The organism is Streptomyces sp. NBC_01520 (assembly GCF_045040375.1).
GTDB lineage: Bacteria > Actinomycetota > Actinomycetes > Streptomycetales > Streptomycetaceae > Streptomyces.
Genome location: NZ_CP109404.1, coordinates 7,502,299 through 7,528,541, shown reverse-complemented (window position 1 = coordinate 7,528,541; position 26,243 = coordinate 7,502,299). Strand labels below are relative to the sequence as shown.

26 protein-coding genes and 1 pseudogene are annotated in these 26,243 nt (G+C 71.3%); 11 read left to right on the top strand and 16 right to left on the bottom strand.

The features are described from left to right. The first annotated feature begins 5 nt into the window (after nt 1–5). The gene (locus tag OG524_RS33950) at nt 6–197 is read left to right on the top strand and encodes a DUF6381 family protein (protein ID WP_405386489.1); all 192 of its coding nucleotides are present in this window, start codon (nt 6–8) and stop codon (nt 195–197) included. Nucleotides 198–325: 128 nt separating this feature from the next. Then, a complete protein-coding gene (locus OG524_RS33945; protein ID WP_405386491.1) occupies nt 326–2,746 on the top strand; it encodes an ABC transporter in 2,421 nt (806 codons plus the stop codon). 30 nt (nt 2,747–2,776) lie between these two features. Here the strand turns inward: OG524_RS33945 and OG524_RS33940 are convergent, their stop codons facing one another. Genes OG524_RS33940 through OG524_RS33930 form a run of 3 tightly spaced genes read right to left on the bottom strand, consistent with a single transcriptional unit; the run spans nt 2,777 to nt 6,178 of the window. After that, nucleotides 2,777–3,523, bottom strand: a complete 747-nt coding sequence (locus OG524_RS33940; protein ID WP_405812289.1) for a succinate dehydrogenase/fumarate reductase iron-sulfur subunit — start codon at nt 3,521–3,523, stop codon at nt 2,777–2,779. Beyond that, nucleotides 3,520–5,469, bottom strand: a complete 1,950-nt coding sequence (locus OG524_RS33935; RefSeq protein WP_405386495.1) for a fumarate reductase/succinate dehydrogenase flavoprotein subunit — start codon at nt 5,467–5,469, stop codon at nt 3,520–3,522. Before OG524_RS33935 ends, OG524_RS33940 begins: the two co-directional genes overlap by 4 nt. Before the next feature lies 1 nt (nt 5,470). Continuing rightward, entirely contained in the window at nt 5,471–6,178 is a 708-nt protein-coding gene (locus tag OG524_RS33930; RefSeq protein ID WP_405386497.1) for a succinate dehydrogenase, read from the bottom strand. Between the two features lie 96 nt (nt 6,179–6,274). On the opposite strand from OG524_RS33930, the gene OG524_RS33925 reads away from it, so the two are divergent. Next, a complete protein-coding gene (locus OG524_RS33925; protein ID WP_405812288.1) occupies nt 6,275–7,225 on the top strand; it encodes a LysR family transcriptional regulator in 951 nt (316 codons plus the stop codon). Nucleotides 7,226–7,422: 197 nt separating this feature from the next. Here the strand turns inward: OG524_RS33925 and OG524_RS33920 are convergent, their stop codons facing one another. From OG524_RS33920 to OG524_RS33910, 3 genes are all read right to left on the bottom strand, one after another. Continuing rightward, nucleotides 7,423–9,597 (bottom strand): putative bifunctional diguanylate cyclase/phosphodiesterase, encoded by a 2,175-nt coding sequence (locus OG524_RS33920; protein WP_405386500.1) that lies wholly within the window; start codon nt 9,595–9,597, stop codon nt 7,423–7,425. Further along, complete coding sequence (locus OG524_RS33915) at nt 9,594–10,412, bottom strand: SAM-dependent methyltransferase (protein WP_405386502.1); 819 nt, start codon at nt 10,410–10,412, stop codon at nt 9,594–9,596. Before OG524_RS33915 ends, OG524_RS33920 begins: the two co-directional genes overlap by 4 nt. Nucleotides 10,413–10,615: 203 nt before the next feature. Continuing rightward, nucleotides 10,616–11,560, bottom strand: a complete 945-nt coding sequence (locus OG524_RS33910; protein ID WP_405812287.1) for an SCO0930 family lipoprotein — start codon at nt 11,558–11,560, stop codon at nt 10,616–10,618. A 206-nt stretch (nt 11,561–11,766) separates the two neighbouring features. Between OG524_RS33910 and OG524_RS33905 the strand changes: the two genes are divergently transcribed. From OG524_RS33905 to OG524_RS33895, 3 genes are all read left to right on the top strand, one after another. Further along, nucleotides 11,767–12,276, top strand: a complete 510-nt coding sequence (locus tag OG524_RS33905) for a hypothetical protein (protein WP_405812552.1) — start codon at nt 11,767–11,769, stop codon at nt 12,274–12,276. A 16-nt stretch (nt 12,277–12,292) separates the two neighbouring features. Further along, complete coding sequence (locus OG524_RS33900) at nt 12,293–13,081, top strand: DUF4239 domain-containing protein (RefSeq protein ID WP_405386506.1); 789 nt, start codon at nt 12,293–12,295, stop codon at nt 13,079–13,081. Nucleotides 13,082–13,230: 149 nt separating this feature from the next. Further along, the gene (locus OG524_RS33895; protein WP_405386507.1) at nt 13,231–13,788 is read left to right on the top strand and encodes a hypothetical protein; all 558 of its coding nucleotides are present in this window, start codon (nt 13,231–13,233) and stop codon (nt 13,786–13,788) included. Nucleotides 13,789–13,880: 92 nt separating this feature from the next. Here the strand turns inward: OG524_RS33895 and OG524_RS33890 are convergent, their stop codons facing one another. Further along, nucleotides 13,881–14,474 carry a hypothetical protein gene (locus OG524_RS33890; RefSeq protein WP_405386509.1) on the bottom strand — a complete coding sequence of 198 codons (594 nt, stop codon included), beginning with the start codon at nt 14,472–14,474 and terminating at the stop codon, nt 13,881–13,883. Nucleotides 14,475–14,798: 324 nt separating this feature from the next. Here OG524_RS33890 and OG524_RS33885 point away from each other — a divergent pair, with 324 nt between their 5' ends. After that, nucleotides 14,799–15,461, top strand: coding sequence for a class F sortase (locus OG524_RS33885; RefSeq protein ID WP_405386510.1), 663 nt, complete (start codon nt 14,799–14,801; stop codon nt 15,459–15,461). A 65-nt stretch (nt 15,462–15,526) separates the two neighbouring features. Here OG524_RS33885 and OG524_RS33880 read toward each other — a convergent pair. Further along, a pseudogene (locus OG524_RS33880) lies at nt 15,527–16,373 on the bottom strand (polysaccharide deacetylase family protein). 146 nt (nt 16,374–16,519) lie between these two features. Between OG524_RS33880 and OG524_RS33875 the strand changes: the two are divergent. Next, complete coding sequence (locus OG524_RS33875) at nt 16,520–16,981, top strand: universal stress protein (protein WP_405386512.1); 462 nt, start codon at nt 16,520–16,522, stop codon at nt 16,979–16,981. Between the two features lie 60 nt (nt 16,982–17,041). On the opposite strand, the gene OG524_RS33870 is transcribed toward OG524_RS33875, so the two are convergent. After that, a complete protein-coding gene (locus tag OG524_RS33870) occupies nt 17,042–18,241 on the bottom strand; it encodes a CapA family protein (RefSeq protein WP_405386513.1) in 1,200 nt (399 codons plus the stop codon). Nucleotides 18,242–18,498: 257 nt separating this feature from the next. On the opposite strand from OG524_RS33870, the gene OG524_RS33865 reads away from it, so the two are divergent. Continuing rightward, nucleotides 18,499–19,068 (top strand): sigma-70 family RNA polymerase sigma factor, encoded by a 570-nt coding sequence (locus OG524_RS33865; RefSeq protein WP_405386514.1) that lies wholly within the window; start codon nt 18,499–18,501, stop codon nt 19,066–19,068. On the opposite strand, the gene OG524_RS33860 is transcribed toward OG524_RS33865, so the two are convergent. Beyond that, entirely contained in the window at nt 19,002–19,199 is a 198-nt protein-coding gene (locus OG524_RS33860) for a zf-HC2 domain-containing protein (RefSeq protein WP_384493036.1), read from the bottom strand. The two genes, OG524_RS33865 and OG524_RS33860, sit on opposite strands and share 67 nt — an antisense overlap. 111 nt (nt 19,200–19,310) lie before the next feature. On the opposite strand from OG524_RS33860, the gene OG524_RS33855 reads away from it, so the two are divergent. Beyond that, nucleotides 19,311–19,814: a hypothetical protein gene (locus OG524_RS33855; protein WP_405812286.1), complete on the top strand. Its 504-nt coding sequence runs from the start codon at nt 19,311–19,313 to the stop codon at nt 19,812–19,814. Nucleotides 19,815–19,834: 20 nt separating this feature from the next. On the opposite strand, the gene OG524_RS33850 is transcribed toward OG524_RS33855, so the two are convergent. The 4 genes from OG524_RS33850 to OG524_RS33835 all read right to left on the bottom strand — a co-directional run bounded on the left by OG524_RS33850 (nt 19,835) and on the right by OG524_RS33835 (nt 23,683). Further along, a complete protein-coding gene (locus OG524_RS33850; protein ID WP_405386518.1) occupies nt 19,835–21,022 on the bottom strand; it encodes a sensor histidine kinase in 1,188 nt (395 codons plus the stop codon). Then, complete coding sequence (locus tag OG524_RS33845) at nt 21,019–22,509, bottom strand: cation acetate symporter (protein ID WP_405812285.1); 1,491 nt, start codon at nt 22,507–22,509, stop codon at nt 21,019–21,021. The genes OG524_RS33850 and OG524_RS33845 overlap by 4 nt, the downstream gene beginning before the upstream one ends. Then, a complete protein-coding gene (locus OG524_RS33840) occupies nt 22,506–22,868 on the bottom strand; it encodes a hypothetical protein (protein ID WP_405386521.1) in 363 nt (120 codons plus the stop codon). The genes OG524_RS33845 and OG524_RS33840 overlap by 4 nt, the downstream gene beginning before the upstream one ends. Nucleotides 22,869–22,930: 62 nt before the next feature. Beyond that, nucleotides 22,931–23,683, bottom strand: a complete 753-nt coding sequence (locus OG524_RS33835; RefSeq protein WP_381555767.1) for a LytR/AlgR family response regulator transcription factor — start codon at nt 23,681–23,683, stop codon at nt 22,931–22,933. A gap of 36 nt (nt 23,684–23,719) precedes the next feature. Here OG524_RS33835 and OG524_RS33830 point away from each other — a divergent pair, with 36 nt between their 5' ends. After that, entirely contained in the window at nt 23,720–24,412 is a 693-nt protein-coding gene (locus OG524_RS33830) for a zf-HC2 domain-containing protein (protein ID WP_405386523.1), read from the top strand. A 31-nt stretch (nt 24,413–24,443) separates the two neighbouring features. On the opposite strand, the gene OG524_RS33825 is transcribed toward OG524_RS33830, so the two are convergent. Further along, on the bottom strand, nt 24,444–25,304 hold the full coding sequence (locus OG524_RS33825) for an Fpg/Nei family DNA glycosylase (protein WP_405386525.1): 861 nt from the start codon (nt 25,302–25,304) through the stop codon (nt 24,444–24,446). A 44-nt stretch (nt 25,305–25,348) separates the two neighbouring features. Beyond that, complete coding sequence (locus tag OG524_RS33820) at nt 25,349–26,212, bottom strand: amidohydrolase family protein (RefSeq protein ID WP_405386527.1); 864 nt, start codon at nt 26,210–26,212, stop codon at nt 25,349–25,351. Nucleotides 26,213–26,243: the final 31 nt, after the last annotated feature.

Genomic DNA, 26,243 nt, shown 5'->3' with positions numbered 1-26,243 from the left:
TGATCATGAGCGTTGCAGGTGAGTCCGGCGGCCGTGCGCGGCAGCTGAAGGCCAAGGCGCAGGAACTGAAGGAAGCAGCGGACCGCGCCACGGACCCGGAGCAGCGCCGACGGCTCCAGGACAAGGCCAGCCGTCTGCGGGAGCAGAGCGAGCAGGAGAGCAGCATGCAGGACCGGGGCATGGACCCGATGGTGTAGCGCCCCGATGGTCCAGGGCCTCGCGCCCGCACTCTGCCGGTGGTACTCCCGCGTGCGACGCGTGCGGGAGGATCACCGGCAGAGCCGTGTCCGTCCGCCCCACCGATCCGTACGGAGCCGTACCGCCCATGTCCACCCCCCACGATCCGTACGTCCGGGTACGAGGCGCCCGTGAGCACAACCTCCGCGATGTGGACGTCGACATCCCCAGGGACACGCTCACCGTCTTCACCGGCGTCTCGGGGTCGGGAAAGTCCTCGCTCGCGTTCGGGACGATCTACGCCGAGGCCCAGCGCCGCTACTTCGAGTCCGTCGCCCCCTACGCCCGCCGGCTGATCCATCAGGTCGGGGCTCCCGATGTCGGTGAGATCACCGGTCTGCCGCCCGCGGTGTCCCTGGAGCAGCGCCGGTCGGCGCCCGGTTCGCGGTCCTCGGTGGGCACCGTGACCACGCTGTCCAACTCGCTGCGCATGCTGTTCTCGCGCGCGGGTGACTATCCGGCGGGTGCCGAGCCGCTCGACTCCGACGCCTTCTCGCCGAACACGGCGGCCGGGGCGTGTCCCGAGTGCCACGGGCTGGGGCGGATCCATCGCACCACCGAGGAACTGCTCGTGCCGGACCCTTCGCTGTCGATCCGGGACGGGGCGATCGCGGCCTGGCCGGGCGCCTGGCAGGGGAAGAACCTGCGCGACGTCCTGGACGCCCTCGGCTACGACGTCGACCGGCCGTGGCGGGAGCTGGACCGGCGGGACCGTGAGTGGATCCTGTTCACCGACGAGCAGCCGGTGGTGACGGTCCATCCGGTCCGCGAGGCAGGGCGGATCCAACGCCCGTACCAGGGTACGTACATGAGCGCGCGGCGCTATGTGATGCACACGTTCGCGGATTCCAGGAGCCGTACGCTGCGGGCGAAGGCCGAGCGCTTCCTCACCAGCGCCCCTTGTCCGGTGTGCGACGGCAGCCGGTTGCGGCCGGAGGCGATGGCGGTGACGTTCGCGGGCCGTACGATCGCCGGCCTGGCCTCTCTTCCGCTCGCCGCCCTGACCGAGGTGCTCCTGGCCGCGGGCGGCCGCAGCGACACGGCACGGGTGCTGACGGCCGATCTGCTGGCACGCATCGAGCCCGTCACGGAGCTGGGGCTGGGCTATCTCAGCCTCGACCGGACGGCTCCGACCCTGTCCTCCGGCGAGTTGCAGCGGCTGCGGCTCGCCACCCAGCTGCGGTCGGGGCTCTTCGGTGTGGTCTACGTGCTGGACGAGCCGTCGGCCGGTCTGCACCCCGCCGACACGGCGTCCCTGCTCTCCGTGCTTGGCAGGCTCCGGGAGGCGGGGAACTCGGTGTTCGTGGTGGAGCACCAGATGGATGTGGTCCGGCAGGCCGACTGGCTGGTGGACGTGGGTCCGCTGGCGGGTGAGCACGGGGGCCGGGTGCTGCACAGCGGACCGCCGGACGGCCTCGCCCATGTGGCCGGGTCCGCGACCCGGCGCTTCCTCTTCGACGAGGACCCTGCCCCGGCACGGGAGCCGCGCACCCCGTCCGGGTGGATCCGGTTGCACGGGGTCGACCGGCACAATGTGCGCGGGGTCGACGCCGCCTTCCCGCTCGGGGTGCTGACGGCGGTCACCGGTGTGTCGGGATCGGGCAAGTCGACGCTGGTCGGCCAGGTGCTGGCGGGCGTGCTGGCCGACCGGCAGACGGCGGACACCCCCGGGCCGCCGGCGAAGGAGGAGGGCTGCGCCTCGGCAGAGGGACTTGCGGCGGTGGACCGGCTGGTGCAGGTCGACCAGAAACCCATCGGCCGGACGCCCCGGTCCAATCTGGCCACGTACACCGGGCTGTTCGACGTCGTACGGAAGCTGTTCGCGGGCACGGAGACGGCACGTGAGCGGGGCTACCGGGCGGGACGGTTCTCGTTCAACGTGGCGGGCGGACGGTGCGAGACCTGTCAGGGGGAAGGGTTCGTCTCCGTCGAACTGCTCTTCCTGCCCAGCACATACGCCCCCTGCCCGGACTGTCACGGTGCGCGCTACAACCCGCCGACGCTGGAGGTCACGCTCCGCGGTCTCACGATCGCCGGGGTGCTGGACCTGACCGTGGAGGCGGCTGCCGCGTTCCTGGCGGGGACACCGGCGGCCGAGCGCAGCCTGCGGGCCCTGCTCGACGTGGGGCTCGGCTACCTGCGGCTGGGGCAGCCCGCGACGGAGCTGTCGGGGGGCGAGGCCCAGCGGATCAAGCTCGCCACCGAGCTGCAGCGCACCCGGCGCGGGCACACGCTGTATCTGCTGGACGAGCCGACGACCGGGCTGCATCCGGCGGACGTGGAGGTGCTGATGCGGCAGCTGCACGGCCTGGTGGACGCGGGCGACACGGTGGTGGTCGTGGAGCACGACATGGCCGTGGTCGCGGGCGCCGACCATGTGATCGATCTGGGTCCGGGCGGTGGTGACCGGGGCGGCCGGATCGTCGCCACCGGTACGCCTCGGGAGGTCGTACGTGCGGCGGGGAGCCGCACGGCCGCGTACCTGGCGAAGGCACTGCGGCCGGCCTGACTCCCCGCCATGGCCTCGCGCCGACGACGGTCAGCGGCGCACCTTGCGGGTGGCCCGCAGCCACTCCTTGTTCATCGCGGCGATCGAGGGCAGCGGGATGCCCTTCGGGCACGCCGTGGCGCATTCGCCGGTCAGGGTGCAGCCGCCGAAGCCCTCCTCGTCCATGGTGGCGACCATGTCGAGCACCCGGGTCTCGCGCTCGGGTGCGCCCTGCGGGAGCACGTTGAGGTGGTTGATCTTCGCCGAGGTGAAGAGCATCGCGGAGCCGTTGGGGCAGGCCGCGACGCAGGCGCCGCAGCCGATGCACTCGGCGTGCTCGAAGGCGAGGTCGGCGTCCGGCTTGGGCACCGGGGTGGCGTGGGCGTCGGGTGCCGTGCCGGTCGGGGCGGAGATGTATCCGCCGGACTGGATGATGCGGTCGAAGGCCGAACGGTCGACCACGAGGTCCTTGACCACGGGGAACGCGGAGCCGCGCCAGGGCTCGACGTCGATGGTGTCGCCGTCCTGGAAGGACCGCATGTGGAGCTGGCAGGTGGTGGTGCGTTCGGGGCCGTGGGCGTCGCCGTTGATGACGAGGCTGCAGGCGCCGCAGATGCCTTCGCGGCAGTCGTGGTCGAAGGCGACGGGCTCGTCCCCGTCGAGGATGAGTTCCTCGTTGAGGGTGTCGAGCATCTCCAGGAACGACATGTCCTGTGAGATGCCGTCGACTTCGTAGGTGGCCATGGCGCCGGGCGCCTCGGCGTTCTGCTGGCGCCAGACGCGCAGGGTGAGCTTCATGCGTAGCTCCGCTGGGTGGGGTGGACGTACTCGAAGACGAGGTCTTCCTTGTGCAGGACGGGGGCGTCGCCGGTGGAGCTGAACTCCCAGGCGGCGGCGTAGGAGAACTCCTCGTCCCGGCGGGCGGCTTCGCCGTCCGGGGTCTGCGACTCCTCGCGGAAGTGGCCTCCGCAGGATTCGGCGCGGTGCAGGGCGTCGAGGCACATGAGCTCGGCGAGCTCCAGGTAGTCGACGATCCGGTTGGCCTTCTCCAGCGACTGGTTGAACTGTTCGCCGGTACCGGGCACCTTGATGCGGCGCCAGAACTCCTCGCGGATCTGCGGGATCCGGTCCAGGGCCTTGCGCAGTCCCTCCGCGGTGCGGGCCATTCCGCAGAACTCCCACATGAGTTCGCCGATCTCGCGGTGGAAGGAGTCCGGGGTCCGGTCCCCGTCGACGGCGAGGAGCAGGTGGAGCCGGTCCTCGGTCTCGGCGACGGCCTCGGCGACCGCCGGGTGGTCGGCGTCGACGGTCTCGGTGTGCGGGTTGCGGGCCAGGTAGTCGTTGATGGTGGACGGCAGGACGAAGTAGCCGTCGGCCAGGCCCTGCATCAGCGCGGAGGCGCCGAGCCGGTTGGCCCCGTGGTCGGAGAAGTTGGCCTCGCCGATCGCGAAGAGGCCCGGGATCGTGGTCTGGAGGTCGTAGTCCACCCAGAGTCCGCCCATCGTGTAGTGCACGGCGGGGTAGATCCGCATGGGGGTCTCGTACGGGTTCTCCGCGGTGATCTGCGCGTACATGTCGAAGAGGTTGCCGTACTTCTCCTCGACCCTGTCCCGGCCCATCCGCTGGACGGCCTCGGTGAAGTCGAGGTAGACGCCCTGCCCGCCGGGTCCGACCCCACGGCCCTCGTCGCAGACGTTCTTCGCGGCGCGGGAGGCGATGTCGCGGGGCACGAGGTTGCCGAAGGCCGGGTAGATGCGCTCCAGGTAGTAGTCGCGCTCGTCCTCGGGGATCCGGCCGGCCGGGCGGTCGTCGCCATGGGCCTTCGGGACCCAGATGCGTCCGTCGTTGCGCAGCGACTCACTCATCAGCGTCAGCTTGGACTGGTGCTCACCGGTGCGGGGGATGCAGGTGGGGTGGATCTGGGTGAAACAGGGGTTCGCGAAGTAGGCGCCGCGGCGGTGGGCACGCCAGATCGCGGTGGCGTTGGAGTTCATCGCGTTCGTCGACAGGTAGAAGACGTTGCCGTAGCCGCCGCTGGCCAGGACGACCGCGTCGGCGAAGTAGGTGTCGATCTTCCCGGTGATCAGGTCGCGCGCGATGATGCCCCGGGCCTTCCCGTCGACGACGATCAGGTCGAGCATCTCGGTGCGTGAGTGCAGTTCGACGTTGCCCGCGGCGATCTGGCGGGACAGCGCCTGGTAGGCGCCGAGGAGGAGCTGCTGTCCGGTCTGGCCGCGGGCGTAGAAGGTGCGGGAGACCTGGACGCCGCCGAAGGAACGGTTGTCGAGGAGGCCGCCGTACTCGCGGGCGAAGGGGACGCCCTGGGCGACGCACTGGTCGATGATCTCGACGGAGATCTCGGCCAGGCGGTGCACGTTGGACTCGCGGGCGCGGAAGTCGCCGCCCTTGACCGTGTCGTAGAAGAGCCGGTGCACGGAGTCGCCGTCGTTGCGGTAGTTCTTCGCCGCGTTGATACCGCCCTGCGCGGCCACGGAGTGGGCGCGCCGGGGTGAGTCCTGGAAGCAGAACTGGACGACGTGGTAGCCCTGTTCGGCGAGTGTGGCGCCGGCCGAACCGCCGGCCAGGCCGGTGCCGACGACGATGACGGTGTGCTTGCGGCGGTTCGCCGGATTGACCAGCTTCGCCTGGAAGCGGCGGGTGTCCCAGCGGTCGGCGACGGGGCCCCGAGGTGCCTTGGTGTCGACGACGGGTTCGCCGGTCGCGTAGTTCGTGTAGTCGCTCATGTCAGTTCACCACTCCGGTCATGACGGCCACGGGCACGGAGACGAAGCCCACCGTCAGCACCACGGCCAGGCCGTTGGCGAGGGTCTTCAGTACCCGGTCGCGGGTCGCGTTGCCCACGCCGAGGGTCTGTGCGGCGCTCCAGAACCCGTGCTGGACGTGCAGGCCCATGGCGAGCACCGCGACGATGTAGATGACGTTGCCGTACCAGGTGGAGAAGGTGTCGAGCACGTTCTGGTAGGGGTGCCCGGACTGGAATCCGCCGGTGTGCACGGTGCCGGTCGTCAGGTCCAGGATGTGCCAGACGATGAACAGCGCCAGGATGATGCCGCCCCAGCGCATGGTGCGGGTGGCGTAGCTGGAGCGGGCCTTCTTGTGCACGTACGCGTTCGGGCGCGCCCTGATGTCGCGGCGGCTCAGCTGGTACGCGGAGACGGCGTGCAGGACGACGGCCGCGACGAGCACCAGGCGGACGATCCACAGGGCCCACTCGTAGTGCAGGAAGGGCTCGCCGAGTGTCCGGAGCCAGTGGGCGTAGTGGTTGAACTCGTCGGATCCGAAGAAGATCTTCAGGTTGCCCAGCATGTGGACGACCAGGTATCCCAGCATGATCAGGCCGCTCACAGCCATGATCGTCTTCTTGCCGACGGACGAGTCCCAGAGCGTACGCGTCATGGACGGCCGTCGGTCCGTCCGCGTTGCCAATGCCATGGACACGACGCTAGGGCCGAAGAGCATCATCAGTCCAAGACATGAAGTGACTCATGTTCATAGGCATTGACTATGGGGTTCGCTATCGTCGATTCCATGCATTTCCAGCAGCTCACCTATTTCGTGGCCGTCGCCGAGGCGAAGCACTTCACCCGGGCCGCCGAGGAGGTGCACGTCTCGCAGCCGTCGCTCTCTCAGCAGATCAAGGCGCTGGAGAACGAGCTCGGTGCCGAGCTCTTCAGCCGGGCGCGGGGCAACATCGCACTCACCGACGCGGGCGAGGCGCTGCTGCCCCTGGCCCGCCGGATCCTGGCGGACGCGGACACCGCACGGCACGAGGTGCAGGAACTGGTGCAGCTGCGCCGGGGCCGGATCAGGCTCGGTGCCACTCCGAGCGTCTGCACGGGCCTGCTGCCCTACGTGCTGCGCGCCTTCCACGACCTGCACCCGGGGGTCCAGCTCCTGATCGAGGAGGGCGGCTCCCACGACCTCGTACGGGAGCTGGCCCGGGGTGCGCTGGACCTCGCGCTGCTCGTGCTGCCGCTGCCGGCCGCGTCGCCCGCGCTGACCACGGTGGAGCTGCTGCGGGAGGACCTGGTGGTGCTGTCGTCGCCCGCCGGGCCGGCTCCGGGGCACGGGGGGACCGTGCGCATCGCGGACCTCGCGGGCGAGCCGATGGTGATGTTCCGGCACGGCTACGACCTGCGGGAGCTGACCGTGGCCGCCTGCCGTGCGGAGGGCTTCGAGCCGTCGTTCACCGTGGAGGGCGGCGAGATGGACGCCGTACTGGGCTTCGTACGCGCGGGCCTCGGGGTCGCCGTGGTGCCCCGCATGGTCGCCGTACGGACGGGTCAGGACCTGCGGACGACCCCCCTGGCATCACCCGGTCTGCGGCGCACGATCGCGCTCGCGCACCGGACCGACGTGGCGCCGCCCCGGGCGGCACGCGAACTGCAGCGGATGCTCCTCGCGAACGGGCCGGACGGGCAGGACGGACCGCACGGACAGGACCGGCGGGACGGACAGAACGCGTCGGCCCGCCCCTAACCGCACGCCGCAGCCCCGACCCCCGGACAAACGCGCGGCCCGTCCGGCGGTCGAGGACCGGCCGGACGGACAGGACCGGCCGGACGGACAGGACCGGCCGGACAGGCAGAACGCGTCGGCCCGCCCCTAACCGCACGCCGCAGCCCCGACCCCCGGACAAACGCGCGGCCCGTCCGGCGGTCGAGGACCGGGGCCTCTCAGACCGCGTCCGCCAGCAGCAGCGAGTGGATCCGGTCCGGTGCCCCCGGACGGGCGTAGTACCAGCCCTGGGCCGTGTCGCAGCCGAGCTGCTTCAGCTGCTCGGCCTGCGCCCCGGTCTCCACGCCCTCCACCGTGACCGCGAGGTCCAGGCTGTGGGCGAGCGAGACGATGCCCTCGACGATCTTCATGTCGACCGGGTCGGCCGGGTGATGCTGCATGCCCTGGGTGAAGGAACGATCCAGCTTGAGCACGCTCACCGGAAGCCGGCGCAGGTTCGCCAGATTCGAGTAGCCGGTGCCGAAGTCGTCGAGCGCGATGTCCACCCCCATCTCGGCCAGTTGACGCAGCGGCTTGAGCAGATCGTCGTCGGCGCCGATCAGCGCGGACTCGGTGACCTCCAGGCAGAGTGCCCCGGGTTCGAGCCCGGAGCGTTCCAGCACGTCGACGGTCTCGGCGACCAGCCGGGGGTGGTGCAGTTGCGTCGGCGACAGGTTGACGTTGATCCGCAGGGGGCCGCCGTCGGTGTGCCGCTCCTGCCAGAAGTTGGCCTGCCGTACGGACTCCTCCAGCACCCAGCGGCCGAGCGGCACGATCAGCCCCGTGTGCTCGGCGAGCGGAATGAACCGGTCGGGCCCGAGCACGCCGTGCTGCGGGTGGCACCAGCGCACCAGCGCCTCCGCGCCGTGCACGCTGCCGTCGCCGAGGTGCACCAGCGGCTGGTACTCGATGAAGAACTCGCCCCGGTCCAGCGCCGCGGGCAGCGCCGTCGTCAGCCCGTGCCGGGTGATGGCGCGTGCGTCCGCCTCTGCGTCGGCGAGCGCGAAGCGGTTGCCGCCCGCGGCCTTGGCCCGGTACATCGTGATGTCGGCGCTGCGCAGCACCTCCGCGGCGGTGCGTTCGCCCGAGGGCCCTTCGACGACGCCGATGGATCCGCGTACGGTCAGCTCCCGGCCGTCGAGGCGGATGGGGGTGGCGAGCGCCGCAAGGATGCGGCCGGCCAGTTCGTCGACCTCCTCCTCGGTCCGCGGGCCGGTCGTGAGGGCGACGAACTCGTCACCGCCGAGCCGGGCGACCATCTCGCCGGGTGCGGTCGCACAGCTCTGCAGCCGGTCGGCGACCTCGACCAGGAGCCGGTCGCCCGCCGCGTGCCCCAGGCTGTCGTTGATCGCCTTGAAGCCGTCGAGGTCGAGGTAGCAGAGGCCGAACCGCATGCCCTCCTTGTGGGCGAGGGCCTTCTCCAGACGTTCGAAGAAGAGGGTCCGGTTGGGCAGTCCGGTGAGGGCGTCGTGCGTGGCCTCGTAGCGCAGCCGCAGATTGAGCAGCCGCCGCTCGGTGGTGTCCTCCATGAGGGCGAGCTGGTATTCCGGCCGGCCCTCCGAGTCACGCAGCAGTGAGACCGTGAGGTTGGTCCACAGCACGGTGCCGTCGTTGCGGTAGTACGGCTTCTCCACGCTGTAGTGCTCGCGTTCGCCCCGCACCAGCTCGTTGTAGTACTTCCATACGTGCGGCGAGTCCTCGGGGTGGACCCACTCGTTCACCTTGTGGCTGCGTACGTGGTTCTCCAGGCCGCCGAACATCCGGGTGAGGGTGTCGTTGATCTCCAGGATGTTGCCTTCGAGGTCGGCGATGCCGATGCCGATGGCTGCGTCCTTGAAGACGGCACGGAAGCGCGCCTCGGTCGCGTGCAGCGCCTGCTCCGCGTTCGAGCGGGCGGTGAGCGCCGACCGGGCGATCGCCTCCTGCTCCGCGAGCGTCCGCTCGCGCAGCGCCTGGGTGAACCCGCCGGCGAACGCGTGCTGGATGCGCGCGCAGCGGGCCCGACTGTCCTCGGTCGACAGCGCCACCGGCCCGTTGCCGCCGCAGTACAGCACCAGGTACGAGTCGACGACGCCGAGCGTGGAGCTGAGGGCGTCGGGATCGGTGCAGTGCGCGTCGACGAGCGCGGCGCCCACCCGCTGGGCCGACGTCGCGTCGAAGGGCCGGGCGTGAAGGATTCCGCTGAGCTCCCGGGCCATCGGCAGCAGATGCTGCTCGAACTCCGGGCGGGTCATCGAGGTGGCCGTGGACGGGAAGATCGCCCGGCTCCAGATGGTGGCGAATCTCCGGAGCCGGTCCTCGGGCCCGTCCGGTTCCGCGTCCGGCGCGCCGGACGCCTGGGCGGGAATGCTCACGCCTTGCGTCCAACCCCGGCGAAGCCCGAGAAGGCGAAGGGGTCTTCCTGCGTCCGTGACCCGGGGGACTCGGGACGCCAGTCGGGCATCGAGACGATTCCGGGCTCGATCAGGTCGAAACCGGTGAAGAAGCGGCTGATCTCCTGGCGCGACCGCATGATGAGCGGGTTGCGGATGTTGCGGTAGACGCCGACGGTGCCTCCCGCCTCCTCCTGGGAGAGCGGAATGCCCTCGTACGAGGCGTGGGTGAGGACGAGCAGGCTGCCGGGGGCCAGCGCCTCGTGCAGGGTGGCGACCGCGCCGTACGGGTCGTCGGTGTCCTCGATGAAGTGGAGGACCGCCACGAGCAGCAGGGCCACCGGCTTGTCCAGGTCGATGAGTGCGCGGATCTCCGGGTTCTCCAGGATCCCCTCGGGCTTGCGCAGATCCGCGGCGGCCACCAGGGCCCGCTCGTTGCCCGCCAGCACGGCCTGACTGTGCGCGACGGCGACCGGGTCGTGGTCGACGTAGACGATCCGGGCCTCCGGGTCGTCCGCCTGGGCGACCTCGTGGACATTGCCGAACGTCGGTATGCCCGATCCGATGTCCAGGAACTGGCTGATGCCCGAAGCGGTGGCGTAGTGCACGGCCCGTCGCATAAAGGCGCGATTCGCCTGCATGATCTTGGGAAGCCCCGGCATGAACTCCATGGCCTTGCGGGCCGCTTCCCGGTCCACCTCGAAATTGTGCGAACCGCCCAGATAGAAGTCGTACATGCGAGACACGCTCGGCACCGAGATGTCTATGCCCTGCGGTGCCCAGGAGGGACGCTCCATCGATGTCTCCAACAAGTCGCCACGGTGATCCGGCCATGTTCATGGTCAGTGTTGACCAGAGGCTACTGATCGACCGCCAAGAGAGCGAGTGGAAACGGAAATTAGAGATCCGTTATCGGTCACACACCGGTGGCATGTGCATCGGCCCGTCGCTGCGCGTGAACCTTCAGCGACGGACCGATACGGCGAAGCGCTCTTCGGTACTACTTGGAGACTCCGACCAGTTTCGCGTCGGGTGACACCGCGTACCATGTGCCCCCGACCCCTTGGCCGTTGGTGTCTCCGGGCTCGGCGTCGCCGGAGTAGGTGTAGATCGGCCAGCAGTCGACCGACTGCTGCCTGATGCCGTCCGGACGGTCGAAGGTGGTGAATCCCTTGGTGGTGACGCCCTCGACATCATTCTTCTGTACGGGACTGACGACGGGCCACTTCTTGAGGCAGTCCCCGGTGCAGGCCGACTTCATCGGCCAGGCCGAGTCCTTCGTGAAGCGGTAAACCGTCATGCCCCGTTTGTCGACGACGATGTCTCCGAGTTCCGGGTCCTTACGGACAGAAAGTCCGGCGAGATCGGCCGGTTCGGCACCCGCGGGGCCGTCCGCGTTCACCGCCGCCTTTTTGCCGTCGGGGGCCGAGGCGAACCATGTGCCTCCGACACCCTGCCCGGTGGCGTCCCCAGGCCGCGTGTCCTTGGCGTACCGGTACATCGGCCAACCCCCGACAGTCAGTTGCTTGGTGCCGTCGGCCCTGGTGACCTCGCCCAGCAGCGCGGCGTCGGTTCCCGCCGCGGCCGTGGCGTCGTCGGCCGGCACCACCGGCCAGGCGTTCGCACAGTCGCCCTCGCAATTCGACTTCGGCGGGTCGGCCGTGTCCTTGTCGAAGCGGTAGAGCGTGAAACCGGCGCTGTCGGTGAGCACCTTGCCCAGCTTCTTGCTGTCCCACACCGCGAGTTGACCGGCCGACTTCGGCGCGGACGCGTCGGCCCCCGTGTCCGAGCCGTAGCCGCTGCCGGCCGGCTGCCGGGCGGGGGCGGCGTTGCCCACGGCCTGGCCGTTGGGGGACGAGGTGCCGTTCTCCTGACCGCACGCCGTCGTCAGCGTCAACAGGGCCGCGGCCGTCACCGCGAGCGAGGCGTTCCGCCAGGTATTCATGTCGACTCCCGTTGTCCTTCTGCCAGTTGCGACGCGAGTCCGCGCCTTTCATGGCCCTAGGTACGGGCGACCGGTGGCCCCGTGTTCAATACGTCACCGAGAAAGTTTCTCCGGCCGCAAACGCGAATCGCCGATTGTCCCCACCATCGGGCGAATCACCCCTTTGCCCGGCGTGTCCACGGCCGCGGGGGAACATGCTCCCCGGCGTGTACGGATCACGCATGGCGCGGCTCACGGCCGCCGCCGCTCTGCTCTGGCTCTTCGCCCTGCCGGTGCCGGCTACCGGTGACGACTGCGCGGTCGCCTCCATCGGACAGGGTGACGGCGGCTCGTCCGTCGCCGTCTCGGGCGACGGCGGGTGCAAGGCCGTCATCGACGAGCCGGAGCCCGCTCCGCCCCCACCACCGGCCCCGCCCAAGCCCGAGCCACCCCCGCCCCCTCCCCCGCCTCCGGAACCCCCTCCGCCGCCTCCACCGCCGCCTCCTCCGCCCCCCGCACCGCCCGAACCGGAACCCGAACCGGAACCGGAACCCGCGCCACCGCCGCCCGAACCGCGGGCGGCCCCGCCCGAGCCCACACCCGTGGCGCTCCCCGCCTACCGGAACACGGCCCGCAAGGCACCCCGGGCCGGCCCTTCGCTGGTCTCGCTCACCCTCGTCATCACCGCACCGGCCGTCTTCGCGGTGGCCGTCCTGCGGCCCCGCTCGTCCCGCTGATCATCGAAGGGAACGCATGTCGGAATGGCTTGTTCTGACCATCGCGATGGCCTCGGCCTGTGCCGTCGTCATCACGATCGCCGTCCTCAACAACCGTCGCGTCGGGGAGGACGACGACCCCTCCGAGACTCCCGACGTCATCGAGTACATGACAATGATGATCGGCGTGGTGTACGCGATCGTGCTCGGTCTCGCCATCGCCGGCGTCTGGGAGGGCCGCAGTGCCGCCCAGGAATCGGTGCGCGTGGAGGCCCAGGCCCTGCACGAGGTGAGCGCACGGTCCGCCGTCTACCCTGCCGAGGTCCGCGACCGCATCCGGGCCGATGTGGACGCGTACGTGGCCTATGTCGTCAAGGACGAGTGGAAGGCCATGACGGACCACGGCGGCCTCACCGCGGAGGGCACCAGGCTCCTCGACCGGCTGCGGGCCGACGTCACACGGTACGAGCCGCAGACGGACCACGAGGGGCAGGCCTACCAGCCCCTGGTGGACCAGGTGGCCGCCGTCGACGACGCACGGGGCTCACGGGGCCAGAACGCGGGCGCGACCATGCCCGGGGTCGTCTGGTTCGGCCTGATCACCGGAGCGCTGGTCACGGTCGGGCTGATCTTCACACTCCAGATCCGCAGAACCTTCCGTGAACTGCTGCTGGCAGGCCTCTTCAGCGTGCTGATCGCCTTCCTGCTCTTCCTGATCTGGGACTTCGACGCCCCCTTCGGCCGGGGCATCTCGGCGACCACCGCCCCCTTCGTCGATCTGTTCCCGCACGCCACGGGGGACCAGGAGGGCTCCCCCGGCCGGTGAGCCGGCCGGGGGACAAGGCTGCCCCATTCGCCGGACCCCGATCGCGGGTGATATGCGGCACTTCTAGCGTTTCAGTCATCGAGGTGCATTTCCCATGCCGTGCGGAAATCCGTTCCGCGGCTGCTCCTCGGGGACCCGGAGGATCCACCATGCGCGCGATACGTGTCGCACCCGCCGCCCTGCTGGGCGCCGCCGCTTGTGTCCTGATGGCACCGGCCGCATCGGCCCACGTGCTCACCGGCGGCACGTCCACCTTCACGCCGACCATCACTCCGTCGACGGTCGCGCCGGGAGGTCAGGTCACTCTCGGCGCCATGGGGTGCACGAGCGACGCGACCGCTTTCTCGGGGGTGTTCGACACGACCACCATCCCGAGGGGGAGGTCGGCCACCGCCACGGTCGACTGGGACGCCAAGCGCGGTTCCGTCTACGAGGTGACCTTCCGCTGCGGCAACACCACGCGGACGGCGGACCTGTCCATCACGAGCGGGGCCACCCCCTCCCCCACCGCCTCCCCCACCACCGCTCCCACCACAGCCCCCACCACCAGCTCCACCGCGTCCCCCAGCGGTGTGCTGGGAGGGCTCGGCGGCAGTGTCGACACCATGGACCCCGGCGAGATCGCCGCCGGTTCCGCCCTGGTGACGGCTGCCGCGGCCGGCGCCTTCTACGTCCTGCGCAAGCGGCGCACCAGCCGTCAGCACTGACGGTCCGGCACACCACGCACGACAGTCGCCCCGGGTCCTGATCCAGGACTCGGGGCGACGGGCGTATCGGGCCGGGCGGGATGTTCGACGCGTCAGGCGGCCGCATCGCTCATCCGGCGCCGGACGATGAAGACGGCACCGCCGACGGCTGCCGCGGCGGCAAGACCGCCTCCGACCTGCGTCTCGACGGAGCTCGGGCCCATGGAGCCACCGAGGCCGCCCTGTGCGCCCCGGCTGGGGAGCACGGTGAACCGGGCCGTCGCGACCGAGTCGGCCTCGTCACCGCGGTTGCCGCGGTCGCCGCCGTTGCCTCCATTTCCGCCGTTCCCGCCGTCACCTCCGTTGCCGCCACCGAAGTTGTTGTCGCTCTCGTTGCACTTCACGGACAGGCTGTACTGACCGGGCGTCGCGTTGTCCCGGATGTGGGCGGTGGCGTAACCGACCCGGCCCGGCGAGAGGTTCACCGTCGGGAACGCGTTCGACCAGACCTTGCCGCCGGCGCGGCCGCAGCCCTCGGCACTGACCTGCATGGTGGCGCCCTGGTGCACCGAGGACGGGTTGACGGTGACATTGGTGGGAGCAGTGCTCGGGTTGCCCGGGCCACCGCCCGCGGCGGCCATCGGCGCGGCGAGACCGACCGCCGCGAATGCGGTCGCGGTCACCGCGAGAACGCGTGAAGCACGCATCTTTGAACCTCCAGCGGGAAGCGCCCCGGAGTCTTGTTCTCCGGGATCAGTCGACGAGAACGCGTCCCATGACGAACCCTCACCAGAGACCGCGGATGTCGCACTTCGGCACTGCTCCACCCCGGTGAGCCGACACGCCGGGGGGTGGCTCCGGAATCTGACGGAGCCGCAGGTCACGGACCGTCAGAAGTTTTATCGGCCCATTACTCCGAAGAGAAGACAGCTCCGTCGCCGGACCGGTGGCCGCCACCCGTTCGCCCTTCCCTGATCGCCCCCGCCCCCACCCGCACCTAGCGTGTGCGATGTCGCGACGAAGGGAGAACCATGGGCCGGGACCAGTGGGGCACCGAGCGGGGCAGACGCACACCGTGGGGCGCGATCGCCCTGGTGATGCTCACCGGACTCGCTCTCATGCGTAATGGTGTGGAGACCTCCCCCGGGCCGCCGCAGCCCGCAGCCGCGGCCTCGGTGGCCGGCCCCCGGGACGCTGCGGAGGCCGGCCCCGTCGAGGGTGAGCCGGTCCAGCCGCTCGCATACGCTCCCGCCGCCCGCGTGCAGATTCCGTCGATCCAGGTCGACGCGCCCGTGATCGATGTGAACCTGGACCCGGCGGGCTGGATCGAGGCGCCTCCCGCGCAGGACCCGAACCTCGCGGGCTGGTACCAGAACGGCATCTCCCCGGGCCAGCGTGGGACGGCGGTGGTGGTCGGTCACGTCGACAACCTGTCCGGCCCCGCGGTCTTCTACGGCCTGGGTTCCCTCCAGAAGGGCCGGCGCGTCGAGGTGTCCCGCTACGACGACCGCGTCGCGGTGTTCGAGATCTACGGGGTCGAGGTGTTCTCCAAGAACGACTTCCCCGGTGCCCGGGTGTACGGGGACACCGGGTACTCCGAGCTCCGGGTGATCACCTGCGGCGGCGGCTACTCGAAGGCCGACGGCTACGACGGGAACGTGGTCGTCTTCGCCCGGCTCGTCGAGACGCGCTAGCCGGGACGGGTCCCGGCGGGCCCGGCGGGCGTACGTGGCGCGCACGGGCACGTCGGGTCCGGCCGTCAACTGCGGTGCGGGACGGTCAAGCGGTAGCCGTCGGCGATCAGCGCGGGCAGATACCGCCGCAGGGCGGCCACGCTCTGGGACCGGTTGCCGCCGGCGTCGTGCGAGAGCACCACGACGCCGGGTGCGGCACCCCGCTCGACCCGGCGGACGATGGTGTCGGTGCCCGGTGTCGTCCAGTCCAGGGTGTCGACGGTCCAGGCCATCGGCTCCATGCCCATCTCGGCGCCGATCTCGAAGGAGTTCCGGTTCCAGGCACCGTACGGAGCCCGGTACCAGAAGGGCGGGGACCCGAGCGTCTTCTCGATCACCTCGCTGGTGCTGCCCAGTTCGTCCCGGATGCCGCTCCGGGAGAGCTTCGGGATCAGCGGGTGCGACCAGGAGTGGTTGCCGACCACGTGCCCGTCGTCGGCCATCTCACGCAACAGGTCCTGGCTGTCCGCCGCCGTCTCGCCGCAGACGAAGAACATCGCCCGCACCCCGTACCTGCGCAGCGTCGCCAGGATGTCCGGTGTGCAGCGCGGGTCCGGGCCGTCGTCGAAGCTGAGCACCATCGCGTCGGCCCCCAGCTCCGGCATCTCCTCGAAGGGGCGGGTGCGGACCGGTGGCGCGGCGGGACGGAAGCGGAGCGGGGTGTCTCCGGTCATGGGCCGCAGCCGGTAGGCGGTGGGGCCCGTCCTCGCCTGTGACGGGGGCCCGGCGGCCGGCCCGAGGGGTTCGCCGCCGGGCCGGACGGGCGTGCCGGCCCGGGTCCGCGGCGATCACGCGCACGGCGGACTCGGCCCCCAGAGCGAGGGCGAGGCGCAGCAGCGTACGGCGTTCCGCGGGAAGCTGATCATGTTTCATGGCCAACTGCTCGCACGGACTTCCGCCCGGATCCGGCCACGGCACCCGGACGCGCGGCGATCTGCACCCGATGGGCGGAGTGGGCGCCGTGACCAGGGGAGACCCGGTACGGCGGGCCCCCGGCGGGAGCGGCTAACCTCATGGCCGTGACAGACCAGCGACACGACCGGTTCGAGCGTGGCACCGACGGCCCGAAGGTGATCGTCGCGGGCATCGACGGATCCGACTCCTCGATGCGGGCGGCGGCGTACGCGGCGGGCCTGGCCCGGCGGCAGAACGCCATGCTCGCCCTTGTGTACGTCCAGCCGGTGATCCCGGCCGGCGCCGCGCTCGGGGTGCCCGTCGCCGACACGACCGGGGAGGTCGCCGAGGAGCTGGTGAACGAGATCAGGACGGCGACCGAGCGGCTCAAGGACATATGGAACGTCCGCTGGGAGTTCCATACGTTCCGCGGTGATCCCTACAACGGGCTCGTGACGGCGGCCGACGAACTGACGGCGGACGCCGTGGTGGTGGGCGCCTCGGAGTCCGCCGGGCACCGCTTCGTCGGTTCGGTGGCGGTCCGCCTGGTGAAGGCAGGGCGCTGGCCGGTCACCGTCGTGCCGTAGCCCGTAGCCCGTAGCCCGTGCCCCGTGGCCGCCGCCCGCGTACTCGCAAGGGCCGGCCGGTCACTTCCCCATGACGAGACCGGCCTCGGCGCCGCCCCGGCTGAGGACCACGTCACGGATGCGGTCGCGGACCTCCCGCAGGTGTCCGGCGGGCGCGCCGAGGCCGGTCACGCGCCCGGTCCCGGTGTCGAACCACTGGGGGATGAATTCGGCCTTGCTCACGGTCCAGCGCTCCCCCGGGTTCCTCGGCGGTGCGAAGGTGAAGCGGCCCATCGAGCTCTCGTTGCCCCGTGGATCCTGGACGCCCTCGTGGTTGACCATCGCGCCGGCGATCTGGTCGCCCATGCCGTAGACGATCCAGGTGCCGTTGACCTTCTCGTACGCCTGCGGGACGTGGGCGTGTGTGCCGAGGATCAGGTCGATGTCGGGGCGCCCCCCGGTGCCGGAGGCAGTGAGCTCGCGGCCGAGTCCGAGCTGGACGTCGTCGGGCGCGTCCTGCCATTCCGTTCCCCAGTGCAGGGACACGACGACCACGTCGGCGCCCGCGCGGCGGGCCGCCCGGGAGTCGGCCACGATGCGGTCCTTGTCGATGAGGTTGACCGCCCAGGGCCGGTCGGCGGGCAGGGGGTTGTCGTTGGTGCCGTACGTGTACGCGAGGTGGGCGACCTTCGCCGCCTTCTTGCGCGTCCCGGCCTTGAGCAGGGTGGGGCGGGCCGCCTCGGCGGCGGTACGGGCGGATCCGGCGTGGGCCACGCCGGCCCGGTCCAGGGCGTCGAGCGTGCGGCCGATTCCCTGGGCGCCGTCGTCCAGGGTGTGGTTGGAGGCGGTCGAGCAGGAGTCGAAGCCGGTGGCGCGCAGGGCGACCGCCACCTCGGGCGGTGACTTGAAGGACGGATAGCCGGTGTAGGGGCCGCCGTTCTCCCCGTACACGGTCTCCATGTGGCAGATGGCCAGATCCGCACCGGAGACGAGAGGCGCGGCTCCCTTGAGCATCGGGCGGAAGTCGTAACCCTTGCCGCCCGCGTCGGCCGCGGCCTGGTCGATGACCGACGAGTGGGGCAGGACATCGCCCGAGGCCAGCAGGGTGAACGGGCGTGCGATGTCCGCTCCCCCGCTGTCCGCCCCGCTCGCACCGTGCCCGGCGGACAGCTGCCGCCCGGCGAAACCCGGCGGTGTGGACTGCTGGCCGGTACAGGCCGTCGCGGCGGCGAGGAGGCCCGCGACGGCGATCGCCGTGCCTTGTCGGATGCGTTTCGCCATCTGAACGACTCCCTATTCGGACGATTTCAGCCATCTGAATACACATATATTCATACTGGAGAGTCAAGGACAAAGCAGACGAAGTACCTGAATCGGCTGTATCGCTACCCCTCGACCGTTCGCCGCACCACTCGCCGCTCCGTGCGACCGCTCGGCGCACATCTCGGTGCACCGCCTGTTCCCCCGCGCCTCGATGCGTTCGTATACGCCAGGCGGGAGCGAGGCGGCAGGGGCCTCTGCGGGAAAGGACGTTCACGATGACCACGGCGACAACCGATGAGCGCACCCTCGCGGAGCTGCAGCGGGAACACGGGCCGGCGTTGCTCCACTTCCTGCTGGGTCTGACGTTCGGCGACCGGCAGCGGGCGGAGGACCTCTCACAGGAGACCCTGCTGCGTGCCTGGCAGCACCCGGAGGCGTTCGACGCGCCCTACGACTCGATGCGGCCCTGGCTCTTCACTGTCGCCCGGCGCCTGGCCATCGACGCCCGCAGGTCCCGCCAGGCCCGGCCGACCGAGGTCAGCGACGTCGTCCTGGAGAGCGCGCCCGCCCGGGAGAACACCGCCGACTCGGCGGTCCGCGCGCTCGATGTGCGTGAGGCCGTCAGGACGCTCAGCCCCGAGCACCGGGCGGTGCTGGTGCAGATCTACTTCCGCGGGCTGAGCGTGGGCGAGACCGCCGAGGTCCTCGGAATACCGGCGGGCACGGTCAAGTCCCGTTCGTATTACGCGCTGCGACTGCTGTCCCGTAACCTGCCGGGCTATTCCAGCAGGTCCTCCTCGTCGAGCAGCGCGAGCAGGGACACGGCGTCGGCGACCTCCACGTAGGCCGCGGCGCAGGTGTCGCACCGCTGGAGGTGGCGGGCGACCGGGCCCGTCTCCTCGGCGGACAGGGCGTCGAGCACGTACGCGCCCAGCAGCTGCCGCACGTGCGGGTCGTCGCCGTGGTCGGCTGTCATCTCACCTCGTATCTCCCGACGGATCCTGCCCTTCTGCCCACGCGGGGCATCCGCCCCCGGTTCAATGCTGCGTGAAGCCCGCTACCGAGTCGAAGGAAGAGGCGAGACGGGATGCGTCCCGAACATCACGACGGAGCCGGCGGCGGCGGGCTGCTGGTCCCGATGGCCTGGATGTACGCCGAGTACATCGCGGACGAGCTGCTGGTCACGGGTGACCTGATGGAACCGGCCACGCTGGAGTACCGCGCGGGCCGCGAGGCACTCGCCCTGACGGTCTTCCTGTCCGACGGGGCGGTGGCCGACGCGCTGCCGGCGGCCCGGGTCGACGAGCTGCGGCTCCTCACCGCGTACGGGACGTCCTGGAGGCAGTGGGTCTGCGAGCGGCTGGACGCGCCGGAGGACGGCCGACGGGATCCGGACCTGGCACTGGCACGGGCGGCGTGGCGGTGGCTGGAGGAGACGGAACTGCTGGCCGCCGACCTCGACGCGATCGGGCCGCCGCCGTGGGAGCCGGTGGGCGGCGACGGGGAGGACGAGTGCGGGGAGGCGCGGGTGTGGACGCCCGCATGGCAGCTGGGGCTGCCGCTGGGGCATCTGGCAATCCATCTGTACTGAGCTCCGGGCTGTTCCGCTCGTCATGAACCGTGCACTCCCGCACGGTACTTGGGCAGCCGTAGCGTGATCCTCATACCCGCGCCGACGCCCGTCTCGATGACCAGGCCGTAGTCGTCGCCGTACACCTGCCGCAGGCGCTCGTCCACGTTGAGCAGTCCGATCCCGGTGGAGGTTCCGCCCTCGCCGCGCAGGATCCGCCGCAGCCGATCCGGTTCCATGCCGGTACCGTCGTCCTCGATCACGACCTCCGCCTCGGCGCCCGCGTCCAGGGCGCTGATGGTGATGCGGCTCCTGGTGACGGCGCCCTCCAGGCCGTGCTTGACGGCGTTCTCCACCAGTGGTTGGAGGCAGAGGAACGGCAGCGCGACGGGCAGCACCTCCGGGGCCACCTGGAGGGTGACCGAGAGCCGTTCGCCGAAGCGGGCACGCACCAGTGCCAGGTACTGGTCGATGGAGTGCAGCTCGTCGGCCAGGGTGGTGAATTCGCCGTGCCTGCGGAAGGAGTAGCGGGTGAAGTCGGCGAACTCCAGCAGCAGCTCGCGCGCCTGTTCGGGGTCGGTGCGGACGAATGAGGCGATGGCGGCCAGCGAGTTGAAGATGAAGTGCGGCGAGATCTGCGCCCGGAGCGCCTTGATCTCGGCCTCGATCAGCTGCGTACGGGACCGGTCGAGCTCGGCCAGCTCCAGTTGGACGCACACCCAGCGGGCCACCTCCCCCGCCGCCCTGGCCAGCACGGCCGATTCGCGCGGGGCGTAGGCGACGAGCGCGCCGAGCACCCGGTGGTCGACGGTCAGCGGGACGGCGACGGCCCAGCGCAGCGGGCAGTCGAGGTCGCCGCAGTCGCTGTGGAAGGCGGTGTCCCGGCCGCCGGCGAGGAGCTCCCGGACCTGGCGCATCACGTCCTTGCCGTGGTGGTCCCCCTCTCCGTCCCAGACGAGCACCCGGTCCCGGTCGGTGAGGCAGAGGGCGTCGGTGCCCAGCAGGGAGCGCAGCCGGCGGGCCGACCTGCGGGCGCTCTCCTCGGTGAGTCCGGCGCGCAGCGGCGGCGCGGCGAGGGAGGCCGTGTGCAGCGTCTCGAACGTGGCGTGCTCGACGGGTGTGCCGACGTCGCTGGTGCGTACGGGCCGGGCCCTGCGCCCCAGGAGGAAGCCCGTGCCGAGGAGCAGCAGGGCCAGCACGGCGATGACGGCGATCCCGGCCCCGGTCATCGGCCTCTCCCCGAGGTCAGGGCTTCCGGCAGGTGGAAGCGGGTCATGGCGGCGTTGGTACCCGGCGGTATCCGTCCGGGGGTGGCGAGCGAGACGAGGATCATCGCGAGGAAGCCGACCGGCACGGACCAGACGGCGGGCCAGGCGAGCAGCGCGTGGGGCCAGCCCGGCGGGCGTACCGCGCCGCTGACCGTGATGGCCACCGACAGCAGGGCGGAACCTCCGCCGAGGAGCAGTCCCGCGATCGCGCCCGGCGGGGTGAGCCGCCGCCACCAGATGCCGAGGACGAGCAGCGGGCAGAAGGAGGAGGCGGAGACGGCGAAGGCCATGCCCACGGCGTCGGCCACCGGCACCCGGCTGACCAGCAGCGAACCGGCCAGCGGTACGGCGATGGCGAGGACGGTGGCCAGCCGGAAGTGCCGTACGCCGCGTGAGGGCAGGACGTCCTGCGTGATGACTCCGGCGACGGCCATGGTGAGTCCGGAGGCGGTGGACAGGAACGCGGCGAACGCGCCGCCGGCGATGAGCGCGCCGAGCAGATCGCCGCCGAGGCCGTCGATCACCCGGGTGGGCAGGAGCAGTACGGCGGCGTCGGCGTCACCGCCGTGGATGAGTTCGGGGGCGTACAGCCGGCCCAGGGCCCCGTACACCGGCGGCAGCAGGTAGAACACGCCGACCAGGGCGAGCACGGCGACCGTGGTGCGGCGGGCGTCACGGCCGTTGGGGCTGGTGTAGAAGCGGACCACGACATGGGGCAGGCCCATGGTGCCGAGGAAGGTCGCCACGATCAGTCCGTACGTCGCGTAGAGCGGGTGGTCGGCGCGGAAGACGGAGATCTGCTCGTCGAAGCTGACGCGGGGCCGTCCGTCGCCCTGCCAGGCGAGCACCAGGAAGATCGCCGGTACGAGGAGGGCGGTCAGTTTCAGCCAGTACTGGAAGACCTGCACGAAGGTGATCGAGCGCATGCCGCCGGCCGCGACGGCGAGGACCACGACGGAGGCCACCAGCACGTCGCCGAGCCAGCCGGGGGCGCCGGTGAGGATCTGCAGGGTGAGGCCGGCGCCCTGCAGCTGCGGTACGAGGTACAGCCAGCCGGCGCCGACGACGAACACGCTGACCAGCCTGCGCACCTGCCGTGATTCCAGGCGTCCTTCGGCGAAGTCGGGCAGGGTGTACGCCCCCGAGCGGCGCAGCGGCGCGGCGACGAAGATCAGCAGCACCAGGTATCCGGCGGTGTAGCCGACCGGGTACCAGAGCATGTCGGGTCCGTGCACCAGGACCAGGCCCGCGATGCCGAGGAAGGAGGCGGCGGAGAGGTATTCGCCGCTGATCGCGGCGGCGTTGAGCCGCGGCCGTACGGTGCGCGAGGCGACGTAGAAGTCGGAGGTGGTCCGTGAGATCCGCAGCCCGAAGCCGCCGACCAGCACGGTGGCCAGGACGACGAGGGCGACCGCCACCACCGATGCCGGATGACCGGGTGCGCTCACGGTGCCGGACGGCCTTCCACGAGCCGGGCGAAGTCTCGCTCGTTGCGCTCGGCCCGCCGTACGTACCACCATGCGGCGAGGGTGAGCGGCGGGTAGGTGGCGAAGCCGAGCACCGCCCAGACGACGGCGTTGCTGTGCACGGCCTCGAAGACCAGGGGCAGGGTGCCGGCGACCAGGGCCAGCACGGCGAAGGCGGTGAGTCCGGCGCGGAGCTGGCTGCGCATCAGCGAGCGGACGTAGGCGCCGCCGAGCGCGGTCTGCTCGTCGATCTCCGACTGGGCACGGTAGCGGGGCAGCGGACGTACCCGCCGGGGCTCCCCGGTGACCACTTCGCGCCGGGGTGTGCTCTCTGCGGACATGGGCTCGGAGTGTAGGCGGCGCGGGGTCGGCTGGGAAGGGGTCCGAGCCGGGTAGGCCCAGGTCAGCGGCCGGTCTGGCGCATGAGGAGATCGCGCAGGGCGCGGGTGTGACGGCGGCTGACCGCGAGCTCCGCGTCACCGATGCGCACGCTCATGCTGCCCGCGTCGAGGCGGAGCTCGTCGATACGGCCCAGTGCCACGAGGTGGCGGCGGTGGATGCGTACGAATCCCCGGGAACGCCAGCGCTCCTCCAGGGTGGTGAGCGGGATCCTGACGAGGTGGCTGCCGGTGGCGGTGTGCAGCCGTGCGTAGTCGCCCTGCGCCTCGGCGTACGCGATGTCGTCCACGGGTACGAAGCGGATCACCCCGCCCAGTTCGACCGCGATCTGGTCGGCCGCGGCGTCGTGGACGGGTGCTGAGCGTTCGCCCACCTGCTCGGCGACACGTCGTACGGCCTCGGCCAGTCGCTCGCGGCGGACGGGCTTGAGCACGTAGTCGACGGCCTTGAGGTCGAAGGCGTGTACGGCGAAGCCCTCGTGGGCGGTGACGAACACGATGAGCGGGGGCGCGGCGAATCCGGCCAGGAGCTGCGCCACGTCGAGTCCGGTGAGGCCGGCCATGTGGATGTCCAGGAAGACGACGTCGATGGCCGAGGGGTCTTCGGGGCCGGCGTCGACCGCGCCGCCGATTCGGCGCAGCGCCTCGGTGGCGCCGGTGGCTCCCTCGGCGCTCCGGATCCGCGGGTCGGCGCGCAGGAGGTAGAGGAGTTCCTCCAGGGCGGGCTCTTCGTCGTCGACGGCTAGTACGCGCAGCATGAGGCCGGAGTTTAGGTGCTGTCCGGGTGATGCGGGGTGAGTGATTCGTGGGTTCTCTCCGTATCCGGGGGCATGCGCATCCCCGAACCCCACCGTGACGCCGGAGCCTATGCGCTCGGGGTGCTCGGTGCTGCCGATGACTTCCGTTTCGAGGAGCACCTGGCGGAGTGTTCGGAGTGCGGGGTCCGGGTGCGGGAGTTCGGCGGGGTGGCGGCCGGGCTCGCCGCGTACGCGCGCCGGATCCCGGCCGGGGTCGCTCCGGTGGTGGCTCCCGGGCCCGATGTGCTGCGCCGGATGGTCGCCGTGGCGGCGGCGGGCCGGCGCAGATCCCGCGGGCGGCGCCTGGCCCTGGTGGCGGCGGCCGTGGTGCTGGGGGCGGGAGGTCCGCTGGTGGTCCTGCAGGGCGGACCCCCGGACCGGGCGGGGGCCGAGCGGTGGACGGCGACGGACGGCCTCACGGGGGTGAGCGCTGTGGTGACGACCGGTGCCCGGGAGTGGGGTACGGACGTCGGCCTGGAGGTGGCGCGTCTTCCGGCCGCGGCGGGGGTGTGCGCGCTGGTCGCGGTGGGCCGGGACGGCAGTGAGCAGACGGTGAGCACCTGGTCGGTGGCGGGGGCGGGCGCGGAGCCGACGGTGGTGCGGGGTGGCGCGGCGCTGGATCCGGGGGACATCGATCATTTCGAGGTGCGGGCCGCGGACGGGCACCGGCTGGCGACGGTGACGCGCTGACGGCGCCGCCCCACGGCGGAAGAGCCGCCGGTCACTTCAGCAGGCGGGAGAGCCGCCGGTCGGCGAGGGGCTTGCCGCCGGTCTGGCAGGTGGGGCAGTACTGGAGCGAGGAGTCGCTGAACGACACCTCCAGGACCGTGTCGCCGCAGACGGGGCACGGCTGTCCGGTTCGGCCGTGGACGCGCATGCTGCTCTTCTTCCCGGCCTTGAGCAGCCCGGCGGCGACGCCCCGGGAGCGTTCGACGGCGTCCTGAAGGGTGGTGCGCATCGCCGTGTACAGGTGGGTGACGTCGTCGTCGCCGAGGCCGGTGGTGAGCTTGAACGGGGACATCTTCGCGACGTGCAGGATCTCGTCGCTGTAGGCGTTGCCGATGCCCGCGATCAGCGACTGGTCGCGCAGGGCTCCCTTGATCTGCCGCCGTTCCCCGCCGAGCAGCCGCGCGAACGCGTCGCGGTCGAAGGAGTCGGCCAGCGGATCGGGCCCGAGGCGTGCGACGCCGGGTACGTCGGCGGGGTCGTGGACCAGGTGGACCGCGAGGCGTTTGGTGGTGCCCATCTCGGTCAGGTCGAAGCCGTCGCCGCCGGTGAGGACCGTACGCAGGGCCAGTGGTCCCTTGCCGGGGCGTGGCGGGGTCGCGGGGAAGCTGTCCTTCCACTGCAGCCAGCCGGCGCGCGCCAGATGGATGAGCAGATGGAGCGGTCCCGCCGTGATGTCCAGGAATTTGCCGTGCCGGGCGACGGAGGTGACGGTGGCGCCCTCCAGGGCGCCGAGCGGCGGGTCGTACGTCTTGAGGACGCTGATCGCCAGCGGCAGGACGCGGGTGATCTCCTTGCCGACCAGGTGGTCGTCGAGGAAGTCCCGCAGGGCTTCGACTTCCGGCAGTTCGGGCATGACACCAGCCTGCCGCAGCGGCCCGGCGGATGCCTCCCCGACGGTCAGGCGACAGTGCCCAGACCGTAGACCCGGCGCGCGGTGTCCGAGAAGACCGCCTGCTGTCCGTCCTCGCCGAGGCCGGCGGTGAGCGTGCGTGCAGCGTCGACGACGTCGGCGTACGAGGCGGCGAGCCGGCACACCGGCCAGTCGGAGCCGAACATCAGCCGCTCGGGACCGAAGGCGTCGATGACGGTGTCCGCGTACGGGCGCAGGTCGTCGACGGTCCAGGTCCGGGGGTCGGCCTCGGTGACCAGGCCGGAGAGTTTGCAGACCGTGTTGGGCAGCGCGGCGAGCGCCCGCAGCCCGTCGGCCCACGGGTGCGTACGCCGCTGCGCCACCGGCGGCTTGCCCGCGTGGTCGAGTACGAAGGTGAGTCCGGGCACCAGGGCGGCGGCCCGGACCGCGGCGGGCAGTTGGTGGGGCAGGACGATCAGGTCGTAGGCGAGTCCGGCGACGGCGACGGCCTCCAGCCCGCGCAGGACGTCGGGGCGCAGCAGCCACCCGGGGTCGGGTTCGCCCTGGACCTGGTGGCGGATCCCTACGAGCAGGTCCCCGCCGGGCAGGCCACGCAGGGCTGCGAGCGTGCCGGCGACGTCCGGTGCGGTGAGGTCGGTCCAGCCGACGACTCCGGCGACGAGCGCGCTGCGGGCGGCGAGCGCGAGGAACTCCGGGGTCTCCTCGGCGACGGTGACGGTCTGGACGAGGACGGTGGCTCCCACACCGGCGGCTCGGGCCTCCGGTTCGAGGTCGGCGATCGTGAAGGTGCGGCGGAGCGGGGCGAGTTCCGCCCCGGTGATCCAGTCCTGGTCGCGTACGGAGAGGTCCCACACGTGGTGGTGGGCGTCTACGAGCGGCGGCTGCGTCATGTCGCGTCAGCTCCGTGGCGCGCGGCGGCCG